Source organism: Marinobacter sp. tcs-11 (assembly GCF_002049515.1).
Taxonomy (GTDB): Bacteria; Pseudomonadota; Gammaproteobacteria; order Pseudomonadales; family Oleiphilaceae; genus Marinobacter; species Marinobacter nauticus.
In genome coordinates this window covers 101255-124002 of record NZ_LLYU01000009.1, presented here as the reverse complement: position 1 = coordinate 124002, position 22748 = coordinate 101255, and the positions used below count along the sequence as shown (strand labels likewise).

Genomic DNA, 22748 nt, shown 5'->3' with positions numbered 1-22748 from the left:
AATCAACGCGGGCGGGTCTCGGCCAGGCGAAGCCGGCGGCTGAGTTTGTCCAGAATGCTGTTCACGAACTTGTGCCCTTCGGTGCCACCAAAGCGCTTGGCCATTTCAATACCCTCGTTGATGACCACTTTATAGGGCACATCGATGCGGTGTTTCAGCTCATAGGCGCCCAGGCGAACGATCGCCAGTTCAACCGGGTCGACCTCCTTGAGGGGACGATCCAGAAACGGCTCCAGCAGTTTGTCGAGCTCTGCCTGCTCGCGGTAAACGCCACGCAGAAGGTCCCGAAAATACATGATATCGACCTTGCTCATGTCGTTGTCGACCATGAACTCGGCTTCGATATCAGAAATCGGCGTTTTGCTGAAGTGCCGCTGATACAAACCCTGCATGGCCAGCGCCCGTGCCCGGCGGCGATCGCCTGCCTTGGGCTGGCCGGTTTTCCCCGGCTGGGGAGAAGTGTCACCCGCTTCGCTCATTACTCACCCAACTTTTTGAACAGACTGACCATTTCCAGGGCAGTAATGGCGGCTTCCGCGCCCTTGTTGCCGGCCTTCGTGCCGGAGCGTTCGATGGCCTGCTCAATGGAATCTACGGTCAATACGCCGAAGGTAACCGGGACATCGGTTTCCAGGCTGACAGCGCCCAGGCCGCTGGAGGCCTCGCCCGCCACGTATTCAAAGTGGGGAGTACCACCACGAATTACCGCGCCGAGGGCAATAATGGCGTCGTAGTCCGAGGTTTCGGCAACACGCTTGACCGCCAGTGGCATTTCATAGGCACCCGGCACACGGATAATGGCAATGTCATCATTGGAAATGCCGTGACGACGCAAGGTATCCACTGCACCTTCCACCAGACTTTCCACCACAAAGCCGTTAAACCGGCCAACCACCAGCGCATAGCGGCCGCTGCACTGGGTAAAATCACCTTCAATTACTTTGATATCTGCCATCTCGGGCTCCTTCACGGGTCATCGCCTTATTGGCGATAACCGGGTTTATCATTCGGGGGCGTAAGGTACGTATTCCACCACTTCCAGGTCGAAACCGGAGATGGCGGAGAATTTAACCGGCGGACTGAGCAGGCGCATTTTACCGACTCCAAGATCCCGGAGAATCTGGGAACCGGTACCGACGGTAAAATACACGCCGGAACTGCCCTTGCCTGAGGATCCCTGCCCTTTGTCAAAGAAATCCTGAATCCGGTCTTCCAGGTTGTAGCTGTCTTCAGCACTGTTAAGCAGCACCACCACGCCTTTGCCTTCTTCCGCAACCTTCTCCAGTGCGTGATGCAGCGGCCAGCTCCGGGAATCTTTGCGGCGTGCACCCAGCAGATCGCGCAGGGTATCGGTAATGTGCACACGCACAAACACCGGCTCCTCCGGCTGGATATCGCCCATTACCATAGCCAGATGGGTAGCACCCTGGATATTGTCCCGGTAGGTGTGCAGTTTGAACACGCCGTACTCGGTATCCAGTTCGTTCTGCTCCACACACTCCACCGTGCGTTCGTTCATGGTGCGGTAATGAATCAGGTCTGCGATGGTGCCGATCTTCAGATCATGCTCTTCTGCGAACTTCTCAAGATCCGGACGCCGGGCCATGGAGCCGTCATCATTCATGATTTCACAGATCACACCGGCCGGCTCACAGCCAGCCAGGGCCGCCAGATCGCACGACGCTTCGGTGTGACCGGCACGGCTGAGAACACCACCAGGATCGGACATCAGCGGGAAAATATGTCCCGGCTGAACCAGGTCAGAAGCCTTGGCATCCCGGGCAACCGCTGCCTGCACGGTACGAGCCCGGTCCGCTGCCGAAATCCCCGTGGTAACACCCTCACGGGCTTCGATAGACAGGGTAAATTTGGTTCCGAAGCCAGAAGCATTCTGCTGAACCATCAACGGCAGACCCAGCTGTTCGCAGCGATCACGGGTCATGGGCATACAGATGAGTCCGCGGCCAAAGCGGGCCATGAAGTTGATGGCCTCTGCCGTGCAGTGCTCCGCCGCCATCACCAGATCGCCCTCATTCTCGCGATCCTCATCATCCATCAGGATGACCATTTTGCCCTGGCGAATGTCTTCAATGATTTCTTCAATGCTGTTCAGTGCCATACGGTTCTGCACCCTTTCACCCCTCCCGACAGTCTAGCCGGTTCTCGGGGAATGGATTGAATGATTAGTGGCGAGCCAGGATCAGACGCTGATCCTCACCCACCTGACGACGATCCAGCACCTTCCATTGCACTTTGTCGGCCATGGTCTCCAGCGGCAAATGCGCTGTCGGCCTGCCGGTACTACCCAGGAAAACCGGGGCCTGGTAGAGCCAGAGCTCGTCCACAAGATTTTCACCGATGAACGTACCGGCCAGCGTAGGGCCGGCTTCAACCAGCAACTCGTTAATACCAAGCTCTCCCAGCGCGTCCAGCAACTCGGCGACATCAACACCGTTATCTTTCCAGGCAACCCCGGTCAGGCTGACGCCCAGCGCAGCCAGATCCTGGGCCGGGCCTGAGGCCAGTGTCGAACTGGCGCAGAATACCTGCACATTGCCACCCTGAAGAATCCTGGCGGTGGCCGGCGTACGGGCATCCCGGTCGGCGATCACCCGCAACGGCTGCCGGGACGGATCCGTGGCATCGCCGATATCGCCCATCTCGTCCCGCCGAACGGTCAACGAAGGGTCATCCGCCAGTACCGTACCTACCCCGGTGAGGATGGCGTCGCTGATCGCCCGCAAACGCTGCACATCCGCGCGCGCTTCCGGGCCGGTTATCCACTGGCTTTCACCGCTGGCCATGGCGGTCCGGCCATCGAGACTGGCCGCCATCTTCAGCCGAACCCAGGGGCGACCGGTATTCATACGCTTCATGAAGCCAGGATTCAGACGCGCAGCCTCATCGGCCATCACGCCTTCGGTCACCCGTATGCCAGCCTCCCTGAGCATATCCAGCCCCCGACCGGACACAGACGGGTTGGGGTCTTTGGTGGCGGCAAACACATGGGCCACACCGGCATCTATCAGTGCCCGTGCGCAGGGCGGCGTGCGCCCGTAGTGGCTGCACGGCTCCAGGGTAACGTAGGCGGTGGCTCCCCGAGCCTCATGGCCTGCCTGGCTCAAAGCACGCACTTCTGCATGGGCTTCGCCGGCACGCTCGTGCCAGCCCTCGCCCACAATGAGATCGCCTTTGGCAATAACACAACCAACACGGGGATTGGGATGAGTGGAATAGCGACCGCGCCAGGCCAGTTGAACGGCCCGGGCCATCATTGCCCGATCACGGTCTGAAATCATGCCTTGCCTTTATCTGTACCGTTATCCACCAATGCCCTGGCAACATCCACCGCGGTATCGCCATTGCCCTGGGACAGCCGCTCGATCTCTTCCTTGAACTCGTTGATGTCCTGGAAACTGCGGTAAACCGACGCAAAACGCACGTAGGCTACCTTGTCCAGTTGGCGCAGCTCGGTCATCACTTCCTCACCCAACTGCATCGACTTGACTTCACGCTCACCAGTCGAGCGGAGACGGTACTTGATACGGTTCAGGGCGGCATCGATTTCCTCAATGCTGACCGGACGTTTTTCCAGAGCTTTCATGATGCCGGCCCGCAGCTTTTCTTCATCAAATGGCTGCCGGGTACCATCCTGCTTCACGACCCGGGGCATCACCAGCTCGGCAGTTTCAAAGGTGGTAAATCGCTCACGGCAGGACAGACACTCCCTGCGGCGGCGAACCTGGTCACCCTCGGCCACCAGGCGCGAATCAATCACCTTGGTATCGGCTTCACCACAGAAAGGACAATGCATAATTCAGATGCTCCGGAAAGGAAGAGCCCGGGGCTCCGTTAGGAACACCCGGGCAGTCTTGTTACGCTATCACTTAGCCATAGACCGGGAAGCGGGCACACACCGCTTCTACCTGCTCACGCACGCGGCTGACGATTGCTTCGTCTTCGAGGTTGTCGAGGATGTCACACATCCAGCCGGCCAGATCACGACACTCCCCTTCCTTGAAACCACGAGTGGTGACTGCGGGGGTACCAATGCGCAGACCAGAGGTCACAAACGGCGAGCGCGGGTCATTCGGGACTGCGTTCTTGTTCACGGTGATGTGCGCTTTGCCAAGCGCGGCATCGGCGTCTTTACCGGTGATGTCCTGCTTGATCAGGCTGACCAGGAACAGGTGGTTTTTGGTACCACCGGACACCACGTCAAAGCCACGCGCAACAAACACCTCGGCCATGGCCGCAGCGTTCTTCACCACTTGCTTCTGGTAAGCCTTGAACTCATCGCTCATGGCTTCCTTGAAGCACACAGCCTTGGCAGCGATCACGTGCATCAGCGGGCCGCCCTGGCCACCCGGGAATACGGCAGAGTTCAGTTTCTTCTGCAGATCTTCATCATCACAGGCCAGGATCAGGCCACCACGGGGGCCGCGCAGGGTCTTGTGAGTGGTGGTTGCCACTACGTGGGCGTGCGGAACCGGGTCCGGATACACTCCAGCAGCAACCAGGCCAGCCACATGGGCCATGTCCACAAACAGGTAGGCGCCCACCTTGTCGGCGATGGCGCGGAAGCGGGCAAAGTCCAGCTCCTGTGAGTAGGCAGAGAACCCGGCAATGATCATCTTCGGCTTGTGCTCAACCGCCAGCGCCTCGATTTCATCGTAGTCCAGCAGGCCGGTGTCGGTGTTGATACCGTATTGAACGGCATGGTAGATCTTGCCGGAGAAGTTCACGCTGGCACCGTGGGTCAGGTGGCCACCGTGAGCAAGACTCATACCCAGAACGGTATCACCGGGCTTGAGCAGGGCCATGAACACGGCAGAGTTGGCCTGGGAGCCGGAGTGCGGCTGCACGTTGGCGTAGGCCGCACCAAACAGCTCCTTGGCGCGGGCAATGGCCAGATCCTCAGCGATGTCGACAAACTCGCAGCCACCGTAGTAACGCTTGCCGGGGTAACCTTCGGCGTACTTGTTGGTCAGCACACTGCCCTGGGCTTCCATCACCCGCGGGCTGGTGTAGTTTTCAGACGCGATCAGTTCGATGTGTGCTTCCTGGCGCTTTTCTTCCGCCTGCATGGCGTTCCAAAGTTCGTCATCGAAACCGGCGATTTTCATATCACGAGTAAACATGGATGTGCTGCCCCTGTCTGTATGGCTGGCCCGGCGATGCCTCTTTGCAAGCCGGAACCCCTGAAAAATTGGGCCGCTATTCTATCTTGAAAGCGGGTTAAAAATCATCCTTTATGCCGTCCGCAGATACCGGCACACCGGAGGCTGTCAATTGCTATCGCGGAACGCTTTAGATACCTTACCCGGTTATTGTTCTCAGGTACCGACGTCCGTGGTATCGGCCTTCGGGGTGAGCGATCCGGGATACGCTGTAAATACGTCCCTGTACGCTCGACAAAATCATCCCTGATTTTGACGATCCCGGATCGCTCACCCCGAAGTCCTCGATCAGTCGCCTGACGTGCTTTCATTTTTCAAGCTACTGTTTGATAAAAGGAATATGCCAAAATGGCTCAATACGTATACACCATGAACCGCGTGGGCAAGGTGGTACCGCCCAAGCGGGAAATTCTGAAAGACATCTCTCTGAGCTTCTTCCCGGGCGCCAAAATCGGCGTACTTGGTTTGAACGGCGCCGGTAAATCCACCCTGCTGCGTATTATGGCGGGTGTCGACCAGGATTACATCGGTGAGGCCCGGCCACAGCCCGGCATCAATGTGGGCTACCTGCCCCAGGAGCCGGAGCTGGACGAAGAGAAGACCGTCAAGGAAATCGTGGACGAGTCTGTCGCCCATGTTCACAACGCCCTGGCTGAACTCGACAAGGTATACGCCGCCTACGCCGAGCCGGATGCCGATTTTGACGAGCTGGCCAAGAAACAGGGCGAGCTGGAAGCGATCATCCAGGCCACCGACGGCCACGATATCGAACGCAAGATGGAAGTCGCTGCAGACGCCCTGCGCCTGCCGGCCTGGGACCAGAAGGTGAAAGTACTGTCCGGTGGTGAGCGCCGCCGCGTGGCCCTGTGCCGCCTGCTGCTGTCCGGCCCGGACATGCTGCTGCTGGACGAGCCCACCAACCACCTGGATGCCGAATCCGTGGCCTGGCTGGAACGCTTCCTGCACGATTACGACGGCACCGTCGTTGCCATCACCCACGACCGTTACTTCCTGGACAACGTCGCCGGCTGGATCCTGGAACTGGACCGTGGCCACGGCATTCCGTTCGAGGGCAACTACAGCCAATGGCTGGAGAACAAAGAGAAGCGCCTGGAAATGGAGGCCAAGCAGGAAGCCGCTCACCAGAAAGCCATCAAACACGAGCTGGAGTGGGTACGCACCAACGCCAAGGGCCGCCAGTCCAAGAGCAAGGCACGACTGGCCCGCTTCGAGGAGATGAGTTCCCAGGAATTCCAGAAGCGCAACGAAACCAACGAACTGTATATCCCGCCCGGACCTCGCCTTGGCGACAAGGTGATCGAGGTGGACGGCATCAGCAAGGCCTTTGGCGACCGCCTGCTGTACGAAAATGTCTCGTTCCACGTTCCACCGGGTGCGATTGTTGGCATCATCGGTGGTAACGGCGCGGGGAAATCCACGCTGTTCAAGATGATCGCAGGCATGGACAAGCCGGACTCTGGCACCATCACCGTTGGTGAAACCGTGGAACTGGCCTACGTGGATCAGATGCGCGATCTCGACGGCAGCAAGACTGTGTGGGAAGAGCTTTCCGACGGCCAGGACATCATCAAGGTCGGCAACTACGAGACCCCGTCCCGGGCCTACGTGGGCCGTTTCAACTTCAAGGGCACCGACCAGCAAAAACGAGTGGGCGACCTGTCCGGCGGTGAGCGCAACCGTCTGCACCTGGCCAAGCTACTCAAACAGGGCGGCAACGTTCTGTTGCTGGACGAACCCACCAACGACCTGGACGTGGAAACCCTGCGCGCTCTGGAAGAAGCCTTGCTGAACTTTCCCGGCTCCGCTCTGGTGATTTCGCACGACCGCTGGTTCCTGGATCGGGTAGCGACCCACATCCTGGCGTTCGAAGACGACGGCGAAGTAGTCTACTTCGAAGGCAACTTCACTGATTACGACGCCGACTTCAAGAAGCGCAAAGGCGACTCCGCCATGCAGCCCAAGCGCATGAAGTACAAGAAACTGGCGTAACCGATGACCGGGCCGGCCTTCGCGCCGGCCCCCTTGCCCTCCCCGATCTGCCCGACACGGAACCATGCCCATGGCCAAAGCCAAAACCGCCTTTGTATGCACCGAGTGTGGTGCTGACTATTCCAAGTGGCAGGGCCAATGTACCGCCTGCCAGGCCTGGAACACCATCAGCGAAGTACGCGGCGTCTCAGGCCCCGTCAAAGGTGCTCGCAGCGCCCGTTTTGAGGGTTATGCCGGCAGCTTGTCGGAGGTAAAAAGCCTGGACGAAGTCAGTCTGGCAGAACAGGCACGCATCAGCACCGGCATGCAGGAATTCGACCGTGTCCTGGGTGGCGGCCTGGTGGAAGGGTCAGCCGTGTTGATGGGAGGCCACCCCGGCGCCGGTAAAAGCACCCTGCTACTGCAGGCGGTTTGCCAGCTGGCCGAGAAGCACTCAGCGCTGTACGTCACCGGTGAGGAATCCCTGCAACAGGTGGCCATGCGCGCCAAGCGCCTGGGTCTGCCCACCAAAGACCTGAAAATGCTCTCGGAAACCTCCGTTGAGCGGCTTATGCAGGTGGCGGAAGCGGAGAAACCCCGCATTCTGGTAATTGACAGTATCCAAGTAATGCATGTGGCGGACATTGAATCAGCCCCAGGCTCGGTATCCCAGGTGCGGGAAAGCGCCGCCTTTCTGACCCGCTTTGCCAAGCAAACCGGCACCATCCTCTTGCTGGTGGGGCACGTCACCAAAGATGGCAGCCTGGCGGGGCCGAAGGTGCTCGAACACATGATTGACTGCTCGATCCTGCTGGAGGGCTCCAGCGACAGCCGCTACCGAACCCTGCGCGGCATCAAGAACCGCTTCGGCGCGGTTAATGAGCTGGGCGTGTTCGCCATGCTGGAACAAGGTCTGAAGGAAGTAAAAAACCCCAGCGCCATCTTCCTGAATCGAGGAGAGGAAGCGGCGCCAGGTAGCGTGGTGATGGTCGTCTGGGAAGGCACTCGGCCGATGCTGGTGGAGATTCAGGCCCTCGTGGACATGGCCCAGGGGAGCTACCCGAGACGGGTAGCGGTAGGGACTGACCAGAACCGCTTAGCGATGCTTCTGGCCGTGCTGCACCGCCATGGCGGCATGCATGTTGCGGATCAGGATGTGTTTGTGAATGTGGTGGCCGGTGTGAAGGTCAACGAAACCAGTGCGGATCTTGCTTTGCTGTCAGCTGTGGTTTCGTCATTCCGGAATCGGGCGCTGCCGCAGGATCTGGTGATTTTTGGCGAAGTTGGCTTGTCTGGCGAGATCCGGCCGGTACCAAGCGGCCAGGAGCGTATCTACGAGGCGGCCAAGCACGGTTTTACCCGGGCTTTGGTGCCGAAGGCCAATGTTCCACGTAAGCCCGTTGATGGCATGAAGGTGATTCCGGTGACCAAGCTTTCGGATGCGCTTTCGGCTCTTGAGGAGCTTTGAGTTTTGGCCCTAGCCTTCTGGCTTTAGCGTCGGGCTGCTGCTGGAGAACGCTTCAAAAAACCGCTACGAGCCCCCGCAAGCGGGTCCGGCCAGCAATCATAGATTGCTGTCGTTCGGCTGCACATGAAGCTTCGCTTCATAAACGCTTGCCTCACCCATGTGCGCTTCTCTCCGGCCATCCATGGCCTCCGAAATTTTTTGAAGCGTTCTCCAACACCAGCCTAGCAACCTGAGTGAAATAGCCCGCAACAACCAAACATTGGACCTATCCACATCAAATCCCCGCAAAACTATCAATCAATGAGATGCGCAAACTCTCTCTCCAAAAGCGCCTGATCCCCCAGATTCAGCTCTACCAACCGCTTCAAATGCGATGCACTGTCCAGATCAATGTACTGGCAGCGAAATCCCAGCCGATGATCCTCCACATGCTTCAGCTCCACCGCCATTACAATCGCAGCTTCATGCTCATTCAGGTGAATCACCACTTCACAGGGCTTGTTCAGAGGAACCTTCCATCCTTCTGGCCGCTGAACCAACACACCCTTCAGGGAAATATCCAACACCTCCGTTGACCACACCTGGTCCTGACAATGCAGCTCACAGGGGGCATCGAAACTGATTCGGTGAAACCGGCGTTTTTCTGAGGTTTTAGCAGACAAGGGAATGCTCCGGATCAAAAGTCATTGCTTTCTATGACTATAGACCGGGCACAAAAGGGAGTACAGCAAAGAACCTCCAGCAACCACAGCGAGAGAAGCCACCGTCCGAAAACGCTGCATCCATTCTAGAGAGGATACTTCCAGAGGGTTGATTAGCGGGCTACAAATGACGGCAATCTCCTAGTTTAGCTTCGCTGGTGATACTGCCCACTAAGCTCAACAACCGCCTCAATAAAAGCCCCGGCATGCTCCGGATCCACATCCGGCGTAATCCCATGCCCAAGGTTGAACACATGCCCCGAGCCAGAACCATAGCGCTTCAGGATATCCGCCACCTCCTGGCGAATGCGCGCCTTCGGCGCATACAGCATGGCCGGGTCCATGTTGCCCTGCAGGGCCACCTTGTCGCCCACGCGGGCACGGGCGTTACCGATGTCCGTCGTCCAGTCCAGCCCCACAGCATCGGCGCCACAATCGGCGATAGACTCCAGCCACTGACCACCGTTCTTGGTGAAAACAATCACCGGCACCCGGCGACCTTCGCTCTCTCGAATCAGACCATCAACAATCTTCTTCATGTAGCGCAGGGAAAACTCTTCATAGGCCCAGCTACTGAGCACACCACCCCAGGTATCAAAAATCTGTACCGCCTGGGCACCAGCCTTGATCTGGCCGTTAAGGTAGTCAATCACCGAATCCGCCAGGTGATCCAGCAAACGGTGCATCACCTCCGGCTGGCCATACATCAGCTTTTTGGCTTCGGAGAAGGTCTTGGAAGAGCCACCCTCAATCATGTAGGTGGCCAGCGTCCAGGGGCTGCCAGAGAAGCCGATCAGAGGCACACGGCCATTCAGCTCCCGGCGAATGGTGGAGACCGCATTCATCACGTAGTCCAGGTCAGACTCGGCATTCATCCTGGGCAGTGCATCCACATCTGCTTCCGAACGAATGACCTTACGGAATTTCGGGCCTTCGCCAGTTTCGAAATAGAGCCCCAGCCCTAGAGCATCGGGAATGGTCAGAATGTCAGAAAACAGGATGGCGGCATCCAGAGGATAACGTTCCAGCGGCTGAAGAGTTACCTCACAGGCCAGCGGAGTGTTTTTACACAGACTGAGGAAGTCGCCGGCCTTGGCCCGGGTTGCGCGGTATTCCGGCAGGTAACGGCCTGCCTGGCGCATCATCCACACCGGGGTGCGGTCTACAGGCTGGCGCATCAGTGCGCGCAGGAAGCGATCGTTCTTCAGCTCGGTCATAGAGTTTCCCGTTCTCGTCGGTAAAAATGGTCAGAGACAATGGGGAGCAATGATACCCCGTTTGCACGAATAAAAAAGGGCGGCTTACCCTTAGCAAGCCGCCCTTTCTGACTCTGGTCAATCCAGCGTTAAACGTCCAGGTAGTCCAGGATGCCTTCGGCCGCCTGACGTCCTTCCCAGATTGCGGTAACCACCAGATCCGAGCCACGCACCATGTCGCCACCAGCGAAAATCTTGGCATTGCTGGTCTGGAACGGGAACTCGGCTTCTTCTGCCGCAGCAACCCGTCCGGAGTCGTCCGTGTTCACGCCCAGCTCTTCAAACCAGGGTGCAGGGCTCGGGCGGAAGCCGAACGCTACCAGCACGGCATCAGCGGGAATCACTTCCTCACTGCCCGGAACCACTTCCGGACGACGACGGCCGTTTTCGTCCGGCTCACCCAGCTCCGTGGTGACTACCTTTACACCCTCAACGCGGTCTTCACCGATGATGGCGATGGGCTGACGGTTGAACAGGAACTTGACGCCCTCCTCTTTCGCGTTGGCCACTTCCCGACGGGAGCCCGGCATGTTGGCCTCATCGCGGCGATAGGCACAGGTCACGCTCTCGGCCTGCTGGCGAATGGAAGTCCGGTTACAGTCCATAGCGGTGTCACCACCACCCAGCACCACAACACGCTTGCCTTTCATATCGATGAAGTCAGATTCCTTTTTCTCGAAACCCAGGCGACGGTTCACATTCGAAATCAGGAACGGCAGGGCGTCATAGACACCCGGCAGATCCTCACCGGGGAACCCACCTTTCATGTAGGTGTAGGTGCCCATACCCATAAAGACGGCATCGAATTCTTCCAGGATTTTGTTCAGCTGAACGTCTTTGCCTACTTCGGTACTCAGGCGGAACTCCACGCCCATTTCCTCGAACACCTTGCGGCGACGGGACATAACGGATTTTTCCAGCTTGAACTCAGGAATACCGAAGGTCAGCAGGCCACCGATCTCCGGGTAACGATCAAACACCACAGGCTTGACGCCGTTGCGCACCAGAACATCAGCACAACCAAGCCCTGCGGGACCAGCGCCAATCACAGCCACCTTCTTGTCAGTCCAGGTGACATTGGACATGTCCGGTTTCCAGCCCAGCGCAAATGCGGTGTCGGTAATGTACTTCTCAACAGAACCGATGGTAACCGCGCCGTAGCCATCATTCAGGGTGCAGGCACCTTCACACAGGCGATCCTGCGGGCACACACGACCACAGACTTCCGGCAGGGAGTTAGTCTGGTGACACAGCTCCACCGCCTTCATGATGTTGCCCTCCGACACCAGCTTCAGCCAGTTCGGAATATAGTTGTGTACCGGGCACTTCCATTCACAGTACGGGTTCCCACACGCCAGGCAGCGATGGGACTGGGAGGCCGCATGGGTTTCGCTGAACGGGTGATAGATTTCCCCGAATTCCTTTTTGCGCTTCTTGGCAGGCACCTTCTTCGGGTCTACCCGCCCAACTTCCACAAACTGAAAGTCATTGTTGAGACGTTCTTTCATGTTGCCACTCTCATCAGCTCGATTTCGACGGGGGCCGCACCGGAGTGCGACCCATCAACCTTGTTGGACCTGCCCGTTATTCCGGACGAGCGCGGGTGCTTGCCAGCAGGCTGCGAAGGTTCGCGGCCTTGGGCTTGACCAGCCAGAAACGGCCGATGTAATCGTCGAAATCTTCAAGTAGGTGCTCTGCCCAGGCACTTCCGGTTTCGGAGATGTGCTCCCGGATCACGCCACGCAGGTGGTTCCGGTAGGCTTCCATGTCTTCACGGGAAATACGCTGGATCTCAACCAGTTCATGGTTGTATTTGTCCACAAAGGTGTTGTCCAGGTCCAGCACATAGGCGAACCCGCCGGTCATGCCGGCACCAAAGTTGTAGCCGGTGGACCCCAGCACGGTGACCAGACCACCCGTCATGTATTCGCAGCAGTGATCGCCAGCACCTTCAACCACGGCATGGGCGCCGGAGTTACGAACCGCAAAGCGCTCACCGGCGGTGCCGGCCGCAAACAGCTTGCCACCAGTTGCGCCATACAGACAGGTGTTACCGACAATGGAGGTTTCCTGGGTCTCGAAATCACTACCACGGGGCGGCTTGACGACCAGCTTACCGCCGGTCATGCCTTTACCCACGTAGTCGTTAGCATCACCCTCCAGAATCAGGTTCAGACCACCAACGTTCCAGACACCGAAACTCTGGCCAGCGGTGCCGGTCAGGTCCAGGGTGATGGGCGCATCGGTCATGCCCTGGTTGCCGTAACGGGCGGCAATCTCGCCAGACAGGCGTGCACCAATGGAACGGTCACAGTTAGTCACCCGGTAACTCCAGGCACCGCCGGACTTCTCGGCGATGGCAGCAGCGGTGTCTTGCACCATCTGCTCCGCCAGCTTACCTTCATCGAAAGGCTTGTTGCGTTCAATCTGACAGGTGTGCGGCTTGTCAGCCGGAATGTGGTCATTCTGCAGCAGACGGGTCAGATCCAGCTTCTTCTGGCGCTCGGTATTACCCGGCAGACGCTCCAGCAGGTCAACACGGCCGACCAACTCTTCCAGAGAACGCACACCCAGCTTCGCCAGCCATTCACGGGTTTCCTCCGCCACAAAGCGGAAGAAGTTCATGGCCATTTCCACGGTGCCCTTGAAGTGCTCTTCGCGCAGATAGTCGTTCTGTGTCGCGACACCGGTCGCACAGTTATTCAGGTGGCAGATCCGCAGGTATTTACAACCCAACGCCACCATCGGAGTGGTACCGAAGCCAAAGCTTTCCGCGCCCAGAATCGCGGCTTTCACCACGTCCAAGCCAGTCTTGATGCCGCCGTCGGTCTGCAGGCGAATCTTGCCTCGCAAATCGTTGGCGCGCAGGGCCTGTTGGGTTTCCGTCAGGCCCAGCTCCCAGGGGGAACCAGCGTAGCGGATTGAGGTCAGCGGACTGGCTGCGGTACCGCCGTCATAACCGGAAACCGTAATCAGGTCGGCATAGGCCTTGGCAACGCCCGCGGCAATCGTGCCCACACCAGGCTCTGATACCAGCTTGACGGAAACCAGCGCCTCCGGATTCACCTGCTTCAGGTCGAAGATCAGCTGCGCCAGGTCTTCAATGGAGTAGATGTCGTGGTGCGGCGGTGGCGAAATCAGGGTGACACCCGGCACCGAGTAACGCAGGCGCGCGATCAGGTCATTCACCTTACCACCCGGCAACTGGCCGCCTTCACCCGGCTTGGCACCCTGGGCCACCTTAATCTGCATAACATCGGCACTACGCAGGTACTCAGCGGTCACACCGAAACGACCGGAAGCCACCTGTTTGATCTTGGAACGCTTGTTAGTGCCGTGACGAGCCGGGTCTTCGCCGCCCTCACCGGAGTTGGAACGACCACCCAGCGTGTTCATCGCCACGGCCAGAGCCTCGTGCGCCTCCGGAGACAGGGCACCCAGAGACATCGCCGCAGAGTCAAAGCGCGGGAAAATATTCTCCACTGGCTCAACGTCGCTCAGGTCAATTGACTGGATGCCCTCACGGAACACCAGCAGGTCGCGCAGGGTGGCAACCGGGCGCTCATTGACCAGACCAGCATATTCCTTGTAGGTGCCATAGTCGCCACTGATCACGGCATCCTGCAGTTTGCCCACCACGTCCGGATTGAAGGCGTGGTATTCCTGGCCATGCACGTACTTGAGCAGGCCGCCCTGGGAAATCGGCTTACGGGGCTTCCAGGCGACCGCGGCCAACTGCTCCTGATCCTGCTGGAAATCGAAGAAGTCGGCACCCTGAATCCGGCTCGGGACGCCTTTGAAACACAGGTCTACCACATTGTCGGCAAGACCAATGGCTTCAAACAGTTGCGCACCGCGATAGGAGGTAATGGTGGAGATCCCCATCTTCGACAGGATCTTCAGCAAGCCCTTGTTGATGCCCTTACGGTAATTGTTCTTGGCTTCGATCGGATCCATCAGCATTTCGCCGGTGCGAATCAGATCGTTCAGGATCTGGTACGCCAGGTACGGGTAGACCGCCGTAGCACCAAACCCGAACAGTACCGCAAAGTGATGCGGGTCCCGAGCCCAGCCAGTCTCCACGATGATGTTGGAATCACAGCGCAGACCTCTCGCCACCAGGTGATGGTGCACTGCGCCGGTGGCCATCAGGGCATTGATGGGGAGATCGCCCTGAGCCAGATCCTTATCGCTGAGAATCAGCAGCACCTTGCCATCACGGACGACTTTTTCAGCCTCGTCACATACCCGACGAACCGCCTGCTCCAGGCCCTCTTCCGGGCGATAGCTCAGGGCAATTTTTGCCACTTCAAATCCCGGACGATCGTTATTACTGATCTTCAGGAACTTGGCCGGCGACAGCACCGGCGTGGTCAGGATAATCCGGTTAGCGTGCTCCGGAGACTCCTCGAAAACGTTCTGCTCTGCGCCCAGACAGGTCTCCAGAGACATGACGATGGTCTCACGGAGCGGATCAATGGGCGGGTTGGTGACCTGCGCGAATTTTTGCCGGAAGTAATCCGCCACATGGCGCACCTTGCTGGACAGAACTGCCATCGGGGTATCGTCCCCCATGGAACCGACCGCCTCCTGGGCACTCTCAGCCAGTGGGCGCAGCACCTGGTCCCGCTCTTCAAACGAGATATTGAACATCTTCTGATGAACCAGAAGCTCGTCGGATTCCATCAGTTTGAATTCCGGGGTCGCCTGATTCAGCGTGGTCTCGACTCGCAGCGCGTTGTCTTTGAGCCAGCGCTTGTAGGGCTGGGCTTTTTTGAGCCGCTGGTCGATATCCCCGGTATGCAGGACCTCGCCGGATTCGGTATCGATGGCCAGCATTTGACCCGGGCCAACCCGCCCCTTGGCCACCACATCATCCGGTGAGTAGCTGTACGTACCTACTTCCGAGGCCAGGGTGATGAAATCGTCCTTGGTGATAACCCAACGTGCAGGACGCAGACCATTGCGATCCAGCATACACAGCGCATAACGGCCATCTGACATTACCAGGCCCGCCGGGCCATCCCAAGGCTCCATGTGCATGGAGTTGTACTCGTAAAAGGCCCGCAGTTCAGAATCCATGGTATCGACATTCTGCCAGGCAGGCGGAATCATCATGCGCACCGCCCGGAACAGGTCAACACCACCTGCCAGGAGCACTTCCAGCATGTTGTCCATGCTGGAGGAGTCGGAGCCAGTCAGGTTAACCAGCGGCTGCAGGGTCTGCAGATCCGGCAAATCCGGTGAGCTGAACTTGGCTGCGCGGGCGATTGCCCAGTTACGGTTACCGTCGATGGTGTTTATCTCACCATTATGGGCCAGGAACCGGAACGGCTGCGCCAGCGGCCAACGCGGCATGGTGTTGGTCGAGAAGCGCTGGTGGAAAACGCAGATGGCCGTTTGCAGATCCGGATCACCAAGATCCTTGTAGAAGTTGGCCAGATCCGCGGGCATCATCAGGCCTTTGTAGGCCAACGTCTTATGGGAAAGACTGCAGATATAGAATTCCGGGTCTTCCGCCATATCTCGTTCAGCGTGGCGGCGCCCGACGAACAGACTGATCGCAAATTCCTTTTCTTCCTTGCCGCCGGGCTCTACAAATACCTGTTCGATGCGTGGCAGACAATCCAGAGCCATGGGGCCAAGGCAACTGTCATCGACGGGCACTTCCCGCCAACCCATAATTTCAAGGCCTTGCTCCGTCAGCCTTTTTTCAATAGCTGATCGGCCAGCAGAAGCTTTTGCGTCGTCCTTAGCCAAAAAAACCTGGCCAACCGCAAACAAGTCGCCAGGTTTTTTGCCGAAGGCTGCCTGGGCAGCTTTATAGAGGAAGGCCTTGGGGCTCTGAATAAGCAGACCACAACCATCACCGGTCTTGCCATCGGCAGCAATGCCGCCCCGGTGAGTCATGCAGGTCAGAGATTCAATGGCTGTCTGCAACAGCTTATGGCTCGCTTCGCCCTTCATGTGGGCAATCAGGCCAAAACCGCAGTTGTCCCTGAACTCATCAGGATGATACAAGCCTGTTGTCATAAGCGTTCTCTCGCGTGTAAATGCTTCCCGCCAGCGACGACCTTGCACCGAAATGGTGCGAGAAATGCGCTGACACCGAAAAAAAGGGGGAAGGGATTTTACACACGTGAAACTACGTATACAATTTTTTTCGCTGTTCGGGCCACCGCCACCCCGAAAAACGCACCACTATGGTGCAGACCTACAGGCTCCTGAATGCCCGCGCCCAGGCATTGCTCACTCCCAACTCCGGGGGAAGATTACGCGCCGCAGTCTGCGCTTCAGCCTGACTGGCGAAGCGGCCATACAACAACATGAACCACTGGCGCCCTTGCCTTTCACCGACAGTATACTCGAGGGCGGACCCGTCAGATGCCCGGCCAAGCACCTCCAGTACGGTCGACTCGTAATTACCGGCAACCAGTTGCAGTGTCCACCCTTCCCGCGCTCGCAGCTCACCTATTGGCACGTATGAGTCAGGCATTTCCGGAGCGAATTGGGGCAAATCTGGCTCTGGCTCTGGCCCTGGCCCTGGCCCTGGCCCTGGCTCTGGCCCTGGGACAATCTCTGTTTCAGGCGGGGCCTGTGTCAATTCCTCAGCCGCATTGTTCTCGCCCGGAACGACAGGCTCATCCTGGCCCGCAGGCGCAATCAAAGGCGCTATTTCCGGTTCAGGATCCTCAGCACCCGGACCAATGGTAATGCTCTTACGGACTAGCTCAGGCTCAACCTCGGCGCCGGCTTGTCGCTGAACCGTGCTCTCGTATTGCTGGGAAACAAACCACCAGGATGCCGCCAGCAACACCAGCCCCAGCGCAGGCCACCGTAAATGCGCAACCGTAAAACCAGCTTTTGAAGAGGACGTTGCCGAAGACGGCACCATGTCCAGCCAAACACCCGGCGCAACACGCTTTAGCCGACCAAAGCTACCCTGACTCAACACCTCAAGCTTTTTCAGCCGAGAGGCCGACAGCAGCTCAGACTGAGAACCACCCGCCCGGTGAACCCTGGGTTCGAGATAAGCCTTGACATCTTCGCGGCTTAACGGAGGCAGGTTCAGGTGATGCGCATAAGCGGAATCCGGACGATCTTCCAACTGGCTCCAGACCTGCTCGGTTCCGGCCAGAATCGGAACGGCAGAAACAGACCGTTCTGATGCCACAAAGCCTGCTACCAGAAGATTCAGAACATCCGACTCAACCCGGTCTGCATCGTCAATCAGCAGCACTTGCCGGTGACCTCGGCGGAGGCCGGATTCGGACCAGCGAAAAAAGCGATAAACGGCCTCTCTGGGCTCAGAGTCTGCCGGTATCCCGGATTTTGCCAGTTGTTTCAGGTAACGCGCGAGAGCCTGGCGGCTGGTAAGCGCCGACGCGGGAATTCGATGAAAATCAAGCCTTGAGGACTCGCTGCGCACCAACTCTGCCAATACCCGGGTCTTACCGGCCCCCGGCGCACCGGTCAGAACCAGCACCATGTCCCCGAACCCACAAAGATGGCGCAACGTCTCCAAAGCGTGCTGACGCATGGCATCCGGGAAAAACGGCGTTTCCATCTCGAGAGGATTGTCTCGAAGACCGTATCGCTGCTGGAGTCGAGGGAAAAGCCCCCCACCATCGGAACTGTTCAAGGATTCTTGAGTCACACGCTGTCCCTGTTTCGAAACTCAGAGCCCATCAGCCTGCCTGTGGCAGGAATGCCCTCAAGGTATCACGGATGTTGTCAGCGGAGGCATTCTCGGTGATAAAGGCATCACCTATTGCTTTCAGGAGAACCAACCGTAGCCGACCATCCACATTCTTCTTGTCCACGGACATCAGATTCATGAAGTCCTCTGATGTCATGCCGCTCGGTGCCCACTCAGGCAAACGAGCGCGCCGAATCAGGGCAACCGCCCGGGCCCGGTCGTCCGCCGAGATCAGCCCCTCTCTCACAGAGAGATCGGCTGCCATCATCATACCCGTGCCCACGGCTTCACCGTGCAACCAGTTGCCGTAGCCAGCAAAGGTTTCAATGGCATGACCAAAGGTATGGCCAAGATTGAGGATTGCACGCAACCCGCCCTCTCGTTCGTCAAGCGCAACAACTTCCGCCTTACAGACACAGGAACGATAGATCGCCTCACCTAATGCCTCAGCATCAAGTCGTAACAGGCTCTCCATAGAATCCTCAAGCCAGGCCAGGAAAGACTCGTCCCGAATCAGACCATACTTGATCACCTCAGCGAGTCCGGCAGACACCTCCCTCGCCGGCAGCGTTTGCAAGCTGTCGGTATCGATCAGGACCGCCTGCGGCTGATGAAAGGCACCGATCATGTTCTTGCCAAGCGGATGGTTGATCCCCGTTTTCCCCCCGACAGAGGAGTCCACCTGGGAAAGCAGCGTGGTCGGCACCTGAATGAAGGGAACACCACGCTGGTAACAGGCCGCCGCGAAACCTGCCATATCACCAACAACACCACCGCCCAAAGCGACAAGGGTGGTTTTTCGGGTATGACGTTTCTCCAGCAGAGCATCAAAAATCAGGTTGAGGGTCTGCCAGTCCTTGAACTTTTCGCCATCGGGCAAGGTAACCATGTCGATGGTTTTCCCGGGAAAACAGCCTTTCACTTTCTCAAGGTACAGCGGGCCAACGGTATCGTTGGTAACGATCATAACCTGCTGGCCCGTCACCCAGGGTGTCAGGTCAAACGAGCCCAGCAGCCCTTGCCCGATAATGATCGGATAACTACGCTCCCCAAGCTCAACCTTCAGCTCTCGAAGTACCTTGTGCATTATGCCTGCCCTCTTTCCGCCGCTGCCTTCTGTGGCGGGGCGTTTTAGGATTGATACGGTTGACCAGTTGCCGCACGACAAGACGTGGGCTTTTGCGATCGGTAAACATCACGATGTCTGCCAACTCGGTATAAAGCGGATCCCGAATCGCAAACAGCCTGCGCAACACGCCTTCCGGATCGTCATTCTGCAGCAACGGTCGGTTACGATCCTTTCGGGTGCGCTCAACCTGTTGATCGATGGAGGTTTTTAGGTAAACCACCACAGCGTTCTTTTTCAACAATCCGTGGTTTTCAGCACGCATGACGGCACCGCCCCCGGTCGCCAGCACCGTGCCCACCTCATTGGACAGCTCGTCAAGCATTGCGGTTTCACGCTGACGAAAACCGTCCTCACCTTCAACATCGAAGATCCAGGGAATATTGGCACCACATCGCTCTTCGATAATCCGGTCCGAGTCCAGGAATCGATAGCCGAGCTCCCTGGCCAGCAACCGGCCAATGGTGCTTTTTCCAGCCCCCATGGGCCCAACCAGAACAACACGTTTGGGCAAAGACATAATTTCCGCTCAACAGGTTTCAGGCGGGTGAGAATAGCATAAGGACCGGCAATCCATAAGCGGCTTGGAACCGGTGAACCACCCCTGAACGAAAAAACCGCCGGGGTTACCGGCGGTTTTGAACCATTGGCGAACGGTTACTGAATCAGATCGTTCTTGATGATCTTCGGTGTAATAAAGATCAACAACTCACTGCGCTCATCAATATGCTCCGTACGCTTGAACAAGCGACCAAGGTATGGGATGTCACCAAGGAAAGGCGTTTTGGTTGTCTGAGTAGCAACTTCTGACTGGAAGATACCGCCCAACACAACTGTCTCTCCATTGGCCACCAGGACCTGAGTCGTGACTTCGTTGGTATTGATGGAGGGAATACCAGCAGTTACTTCACCGCGGGAATCCTGATTCACAACGAGGTCCATAATAATGTTGTCGTCCGGAGTGATCTGAGGAGTAACTTCCAGTGACAGCACAGCTTCTTTGAACGATACCGAGGTGGCACCACTGGATGATGCTTCTTGGTAAGGAATTTCCTCACCCGATTTGATAGACGCGGTCTGGCGATCAGCAGTCACAACTCGAGGTTGAGACACTACTTCTGCCCGCCCGTCGCTCTCGAGCGCCGACAACTCCAAATCTACAAGAAAGTCATCACTACCCCAGCCGATCGCAATGGATGAAGCACCTTCACCGGTAACCCCGAGATCTGCAACCAGTCCCCCGGGGAATGAGAAGCTGTCTCCGTCGCCGTTTGCAATGTCAGTAGCCTCACTCAGAGTATCCAGGGAGCCACCCACCTTGACGATATTGTCCCCACGGATGTCAAATCCGCCGCCGCCCCAGCGGACGCCCAGATCCTCAGCAACGTTGGTTTGAGCTCGCACAATGCGGGCTTCAATAGAAACCTGACGGACTGGCACGTCCCAAGTAGATACCAGGCGACGAATTTCCTCAAGTTTCTCGGCCGTCTCACGAACACTGATGGTATTGGTTCTTGCATCAGAAGACACAAAGCCGCGGGAAGAGATCAGTTCTTCATCCGCCTGGATCAGCGACACTACATCTGCGGCCTTGGCATAGTTCACCTGAATAATATCCAGCCGCACCGGCGCCAGCTCAGCGATCTGCTTATTTGTCTCGAGCTCCAGCTTCTCACGAGCCGCAATTTCTTCAGCAGGCGCAACCAGCAGGACGTTGCCAATCTGGCGTTTGTCCAAACCTTTGGTTTTGAGGATCAGATCCAGCGCCTGGTCCCAGGGCACATTCTGCAGGCGCAGAGTGATACTGCCACCCACTGTATCACTGGCAACCAGGTTAAGACCGGTGAAATCAGCAATCAGCTGCAGGACAGAGCGAACTTCAATATCCTGGAAGTTCAGGGAGAGCTTCTCGCCGGTATACGGGAACTTCTCCTCTCTGCGAGCTTCGGCTTCCTCCTGAGTCAGCGCTTCAACACTCACGGTGAATTCGCGACCAGACTGATAAGCGATATAGTCGTAGTCGCCCTCCGGCCGAATTTCAACTACCGCACTGCCATCTTCTACATACGTATCGATGCGCGTAACCGGGGTAGCAAAATCAGTTACATCCAGGCGGCGCCGAAGATCCGCAGGCACCTGAAGATCCGGCATGGTCAAGCGGATCCGGCCGCCCAACTCATTCAGGTTTACGGTCGCCGTGTTACTTCCGAGATCGACGATCACCCGACCTTCACCCTCTTTACCTCGACGGAAATCGACGCCAGCCAACGCATTCGACGATGCTGGAGAATCCGTTGTCGTGCGCTGTGCCGGCTGAGAAGAGGTAGAGGCGGCGGCATCGGACTCACCGCCAATGGTCATTACCAGAGAGTTGTTGGTACGCACGGTGTCGTGAGGTACCAATTCAACCAGGTTAAAGATCAACCGAGTACGATCCTTGGTTTCCACCACGGTCACGCTCTGAGCATTACCTGAACCCAGAGGGATACTGCGCTGATTCAGAGCACTGGTGGTGTCCTTCAGATCTACCGCTATCCGGGCCGGCCGTTCTATGGTATAGCCCGACGGCTCCGGCGGCGTGCCATCAAACTGCATAGTGACTTCCAGCCGCTCTCCTGGCAGCGACGAAAACGACAAGTCCTGCAGCGTGACCGCGCTGGCCAGGCCGCTCCATAACCCGATGGCAATCACGCCTACGCAGACATTGAGTTTTTTGAACATCGCTAGCCTCGACCCTAAACCTGTTTGTTCGTGCATGTTTCTTGAATTCATACCGTTACCGCTCCTCAGCCTTCATCCAAAGACAGGGAGCGCGGGCGTTCTACCCAACCACCCCGGCCATTCGGAACGATTTCAATCAGTTCAATGCGGGTTTCACTGACGCCCACAATACGGCCATAGTTCTGGCCCATGTAATTACCGGTGCGCACCCGGTGAATGCCACCGGCGCTATCTCTTATCAGGGCGAACAGGTTCCCCTCAACCCCCTGCAGGGTGCCCACCATGGCCAGAGACTTCAGATCAAAGTTCTCGAGAACCTCCCTGGGGCGATCCAGATCCGGCTCAACATCACTGACCGGCTGTTCATCCACCATGGTAAGCTGAACATCGACTGGCGGCTCAAACGGCGCCCGGCGATCGGCCGCCGAATAACTGAAAGCCTCATAGGCCTTAAACTCCGGCAAGGGTTCCACGTGTCCCCGAGGCTTGGCCCGAGTATCCGCCATGAACTTGTCGAGATCCGAGAAACCGTTTCCCTGGGAACAAGCCGTCAGCAAAGACGCCAGACACACACCCAGCCAGGCTTTTCCCGCATGCTTTCCTGTCAT

Annotated in this window: 17 protein-coding genes; 2 read left to right on the top strand and 15 right to left on the bottom strand. The window is 57.7% G+C overall.

Going from position 1 to position 22748, the window contains the following annotated elements:
- Positions 1-2: 2 nt before the first annotated feature.
- From nusB to glyA, 6 genes are all read right to left on the bottom strand, one after another.
- On the bottom strand, positions 3-479 hold the full coding sequence (nusB, locus tag ARC85_RS11980; protein ID WP_014420583.1) for a transcription antitermination factor NusB: 477 nt from the start codon (positions 477-479) through the stop codon (positions 3-5).
- On the bottom strand, positions 479-955 hold the full coding sequence (ribH, locus tag ARC85_RS11975; protein WP_011784363.1) for a 6,7-dimethyl-8-ribityllumazine synthase: 477 nt from the start codon (positions 953-955) through the stop codon (positions 479-481). Before ribH ends, nusB begins: the two co-directional genes overlap by 1 nt.
- 48 nt (positions 956-1003) lie before the next feature.
- Positions 1004-2119: a bifunctional 3,4-dihydroxy-2-butanone-4-phosphate synthase/GTP cyclohydrolase II gene (ribBA, locus tag ARC85_RS11970; RefSeq protein WP_206855074.1), complete on the bottom strand. Its 1116-nt coding sequence runs from the start codon at positions 2117-2119 to the stop codon at positions 1004-1006.
- Positions 2120-2183: 64 nt separating this feature from the next.
- The gene (gene ribD, locus ARC85_RS11965; protein ID WP_023011679.1) at positions 2184-3299 is read right to left on the bottom strand and encodes a bifunctional diaminohydroxyphosphoribosylaminopyrimidine deaminase/5-amino-6-(5-phosphoribosylamino)uracil reductase RibD; all 1116 of its coding nucleotides are present in this window, start codon (positions 3297-3299) and stop codon (positions 2184-2186) included.
- Positions 3296-3814, bottom strand: coding sequence for a transcriptional regulator NrdR (gene nrdR / locus ARC85_RS11960; protein WP_011784360.1), 519 nt, complete (start codon positions 3812-3814; stop codon positions 3296-3298). The genes ribD and nrdR overlap by 4 nt, the downstream gene beginning before the upstream one ends.
- Before the next feature lie 73 nt (positions 3815-3887).
- A complete protein-coding gene (gene glyA, locus ARC85_RS11955; RefSeq protein WP_286714919.1) occupies positions 3888-5141 on the bottom strand; it encodes a serine hydroxymethyltransferase in 1254 nt (417 codons plus the stop codon).
- 387 nt (positions 5142-5528) lie between these two features.
- On the opposite strand from glyA, the gene ettA reads away from it, so the two are divergent.
- Positions 5529-7190, top strand: coding sequence for an energy-dependent translational throttle protein EttA (gene ettA, locus ARC85_RS11950; protein ID WP_153741461.1), 1662 nt, complete (start codon positions 5529-5531; stop codon positions 7188-7190).
- A 70-nt stretch (positions 7191-7260) separates the two neighbouring features.
- The gene (gene radA, locus ARC85_RS11945) at positions 7261-8637 is read left to right on the top strand and encodes a DNA repair protein RadA (RefSeq protein WP_286714918.1); all 1377 of its coding nucleotides are present in this window, start codon (positions 7261-7263) and stop codon (positions 8635-8637) included.
- Between the two features lie 293 nt (positions 8638-8930).
- Here radA and ARC85_RS11940 read toward each other — a convergent pair whose 3' ends face one another.
- The 9 genes from ARC85_RS11940 to ARC85_RS11900 all read right to left on the bottom strand — a co-directional run bounded on the left by ARC85_RS11940 (position 8931) and on the right by ARC85_RS11900 (position 22748).
- A complete protein-coding gene (locus ARC85_RS11940; RefSeq protein ID WP_023011676.1) occupies positions 8931-9299 on the bottom strand; it encodes a PilZ domain-containing protein in 369 nt (122 codons plus the stop codon).
- 185 nt (positions 9300-9484) lie between these two features.
- Entirely contained in the window at positions 9485-10555 is a 1071-nt protein-coding gene (gene hemE, locus ARC85_RS11935; RefSeq protein ID WP_014420576.1) for a uroporphyrinogen decarboxylase, read from the bottom strand.
- A 128-nt stretch (positions 10556-10683) separates the two neighbouring features.
- Positions 10684-12102: a glutamate synthase small subunit GltD family protein gene (locus tag ARC85_RS11930; RefSeq protein ID WP_286714917.1), complete on the bottom strand. Its 1419-nt coding sequence runs from the start codon at positions 12100-12102 to the stop codon at positions 10684-10686.
- A 76-nt stretch (positions 12103-12178) separates the two neighbouring features.
- Positions 12179-16627 (bottom strand): glutamate synthase large subunit, encoded by a 4449-nt coding sequence (gltB, locus tag ARC85_RS11925; protein WP_041654565.1) that lies wholly within the window; start codon positions 16625-16627, stop codon positions 12179-12181.
- A 181-nt stretch (positions 16628-16808) separates the two neighbouring features.
- On the bottom strand, positions 16809-18251 hold the full coding sequence (locus ARC85_RS11920; RefSeq protein ID WP_286714916.1) for an AAA family ATPase: 1443 nt from the start codon (positions 18249-18251) through the stop codon (positions 16809-16811).
- A gap of 31 nt (positions 18252-18282) precedes the next feature.
- Positions 18283-19380: a 3-dehydroquinate synthase gene (aroB, locus tag ARC85_RS11915; RefSeq protein ID WP_286714915.1), complete on the bottom strand. Its 1098-nt coding sequence runs from the start codon at positions 19378-19380 to the stop codon at positions 18283-18285.
- Positions 19349-19939: a shikimate kinase AroK gene (gene aroK / locus ARC85_RS11910; protein WP_286714914.1), complete on the bottom strand. Its 591-nt coding sequence runs from the start codon at positions 19937-19939 to the stop codon at positions 19349-19351. The genes aroB and aroK overlap by 32 nt, the downstream gene beginning before the upstream one ends.
- A 137-nt stretch (positions 19940-20076) precedes the next feature.
- Entirely contained in the window at positions 20077-22140 is a 2064-nt protein-coding gene (locus tag ARC85_RS11905) for a type IV pilus secretin PilQ (RefSeq protein ID WP_502688016.1), read from the bottom strand.
- 65 nt (positions 22141-22205) lie between these two features.
- Complete coding sequence (locus ARC85_RS11900; RefSeq protein ID WP_023010978.1) at positions 22206-22748, bottom strand: pilus assembly protein PilP; 543 nt, start codon at positions 22746-22748, stop codon at positions 22206-22208.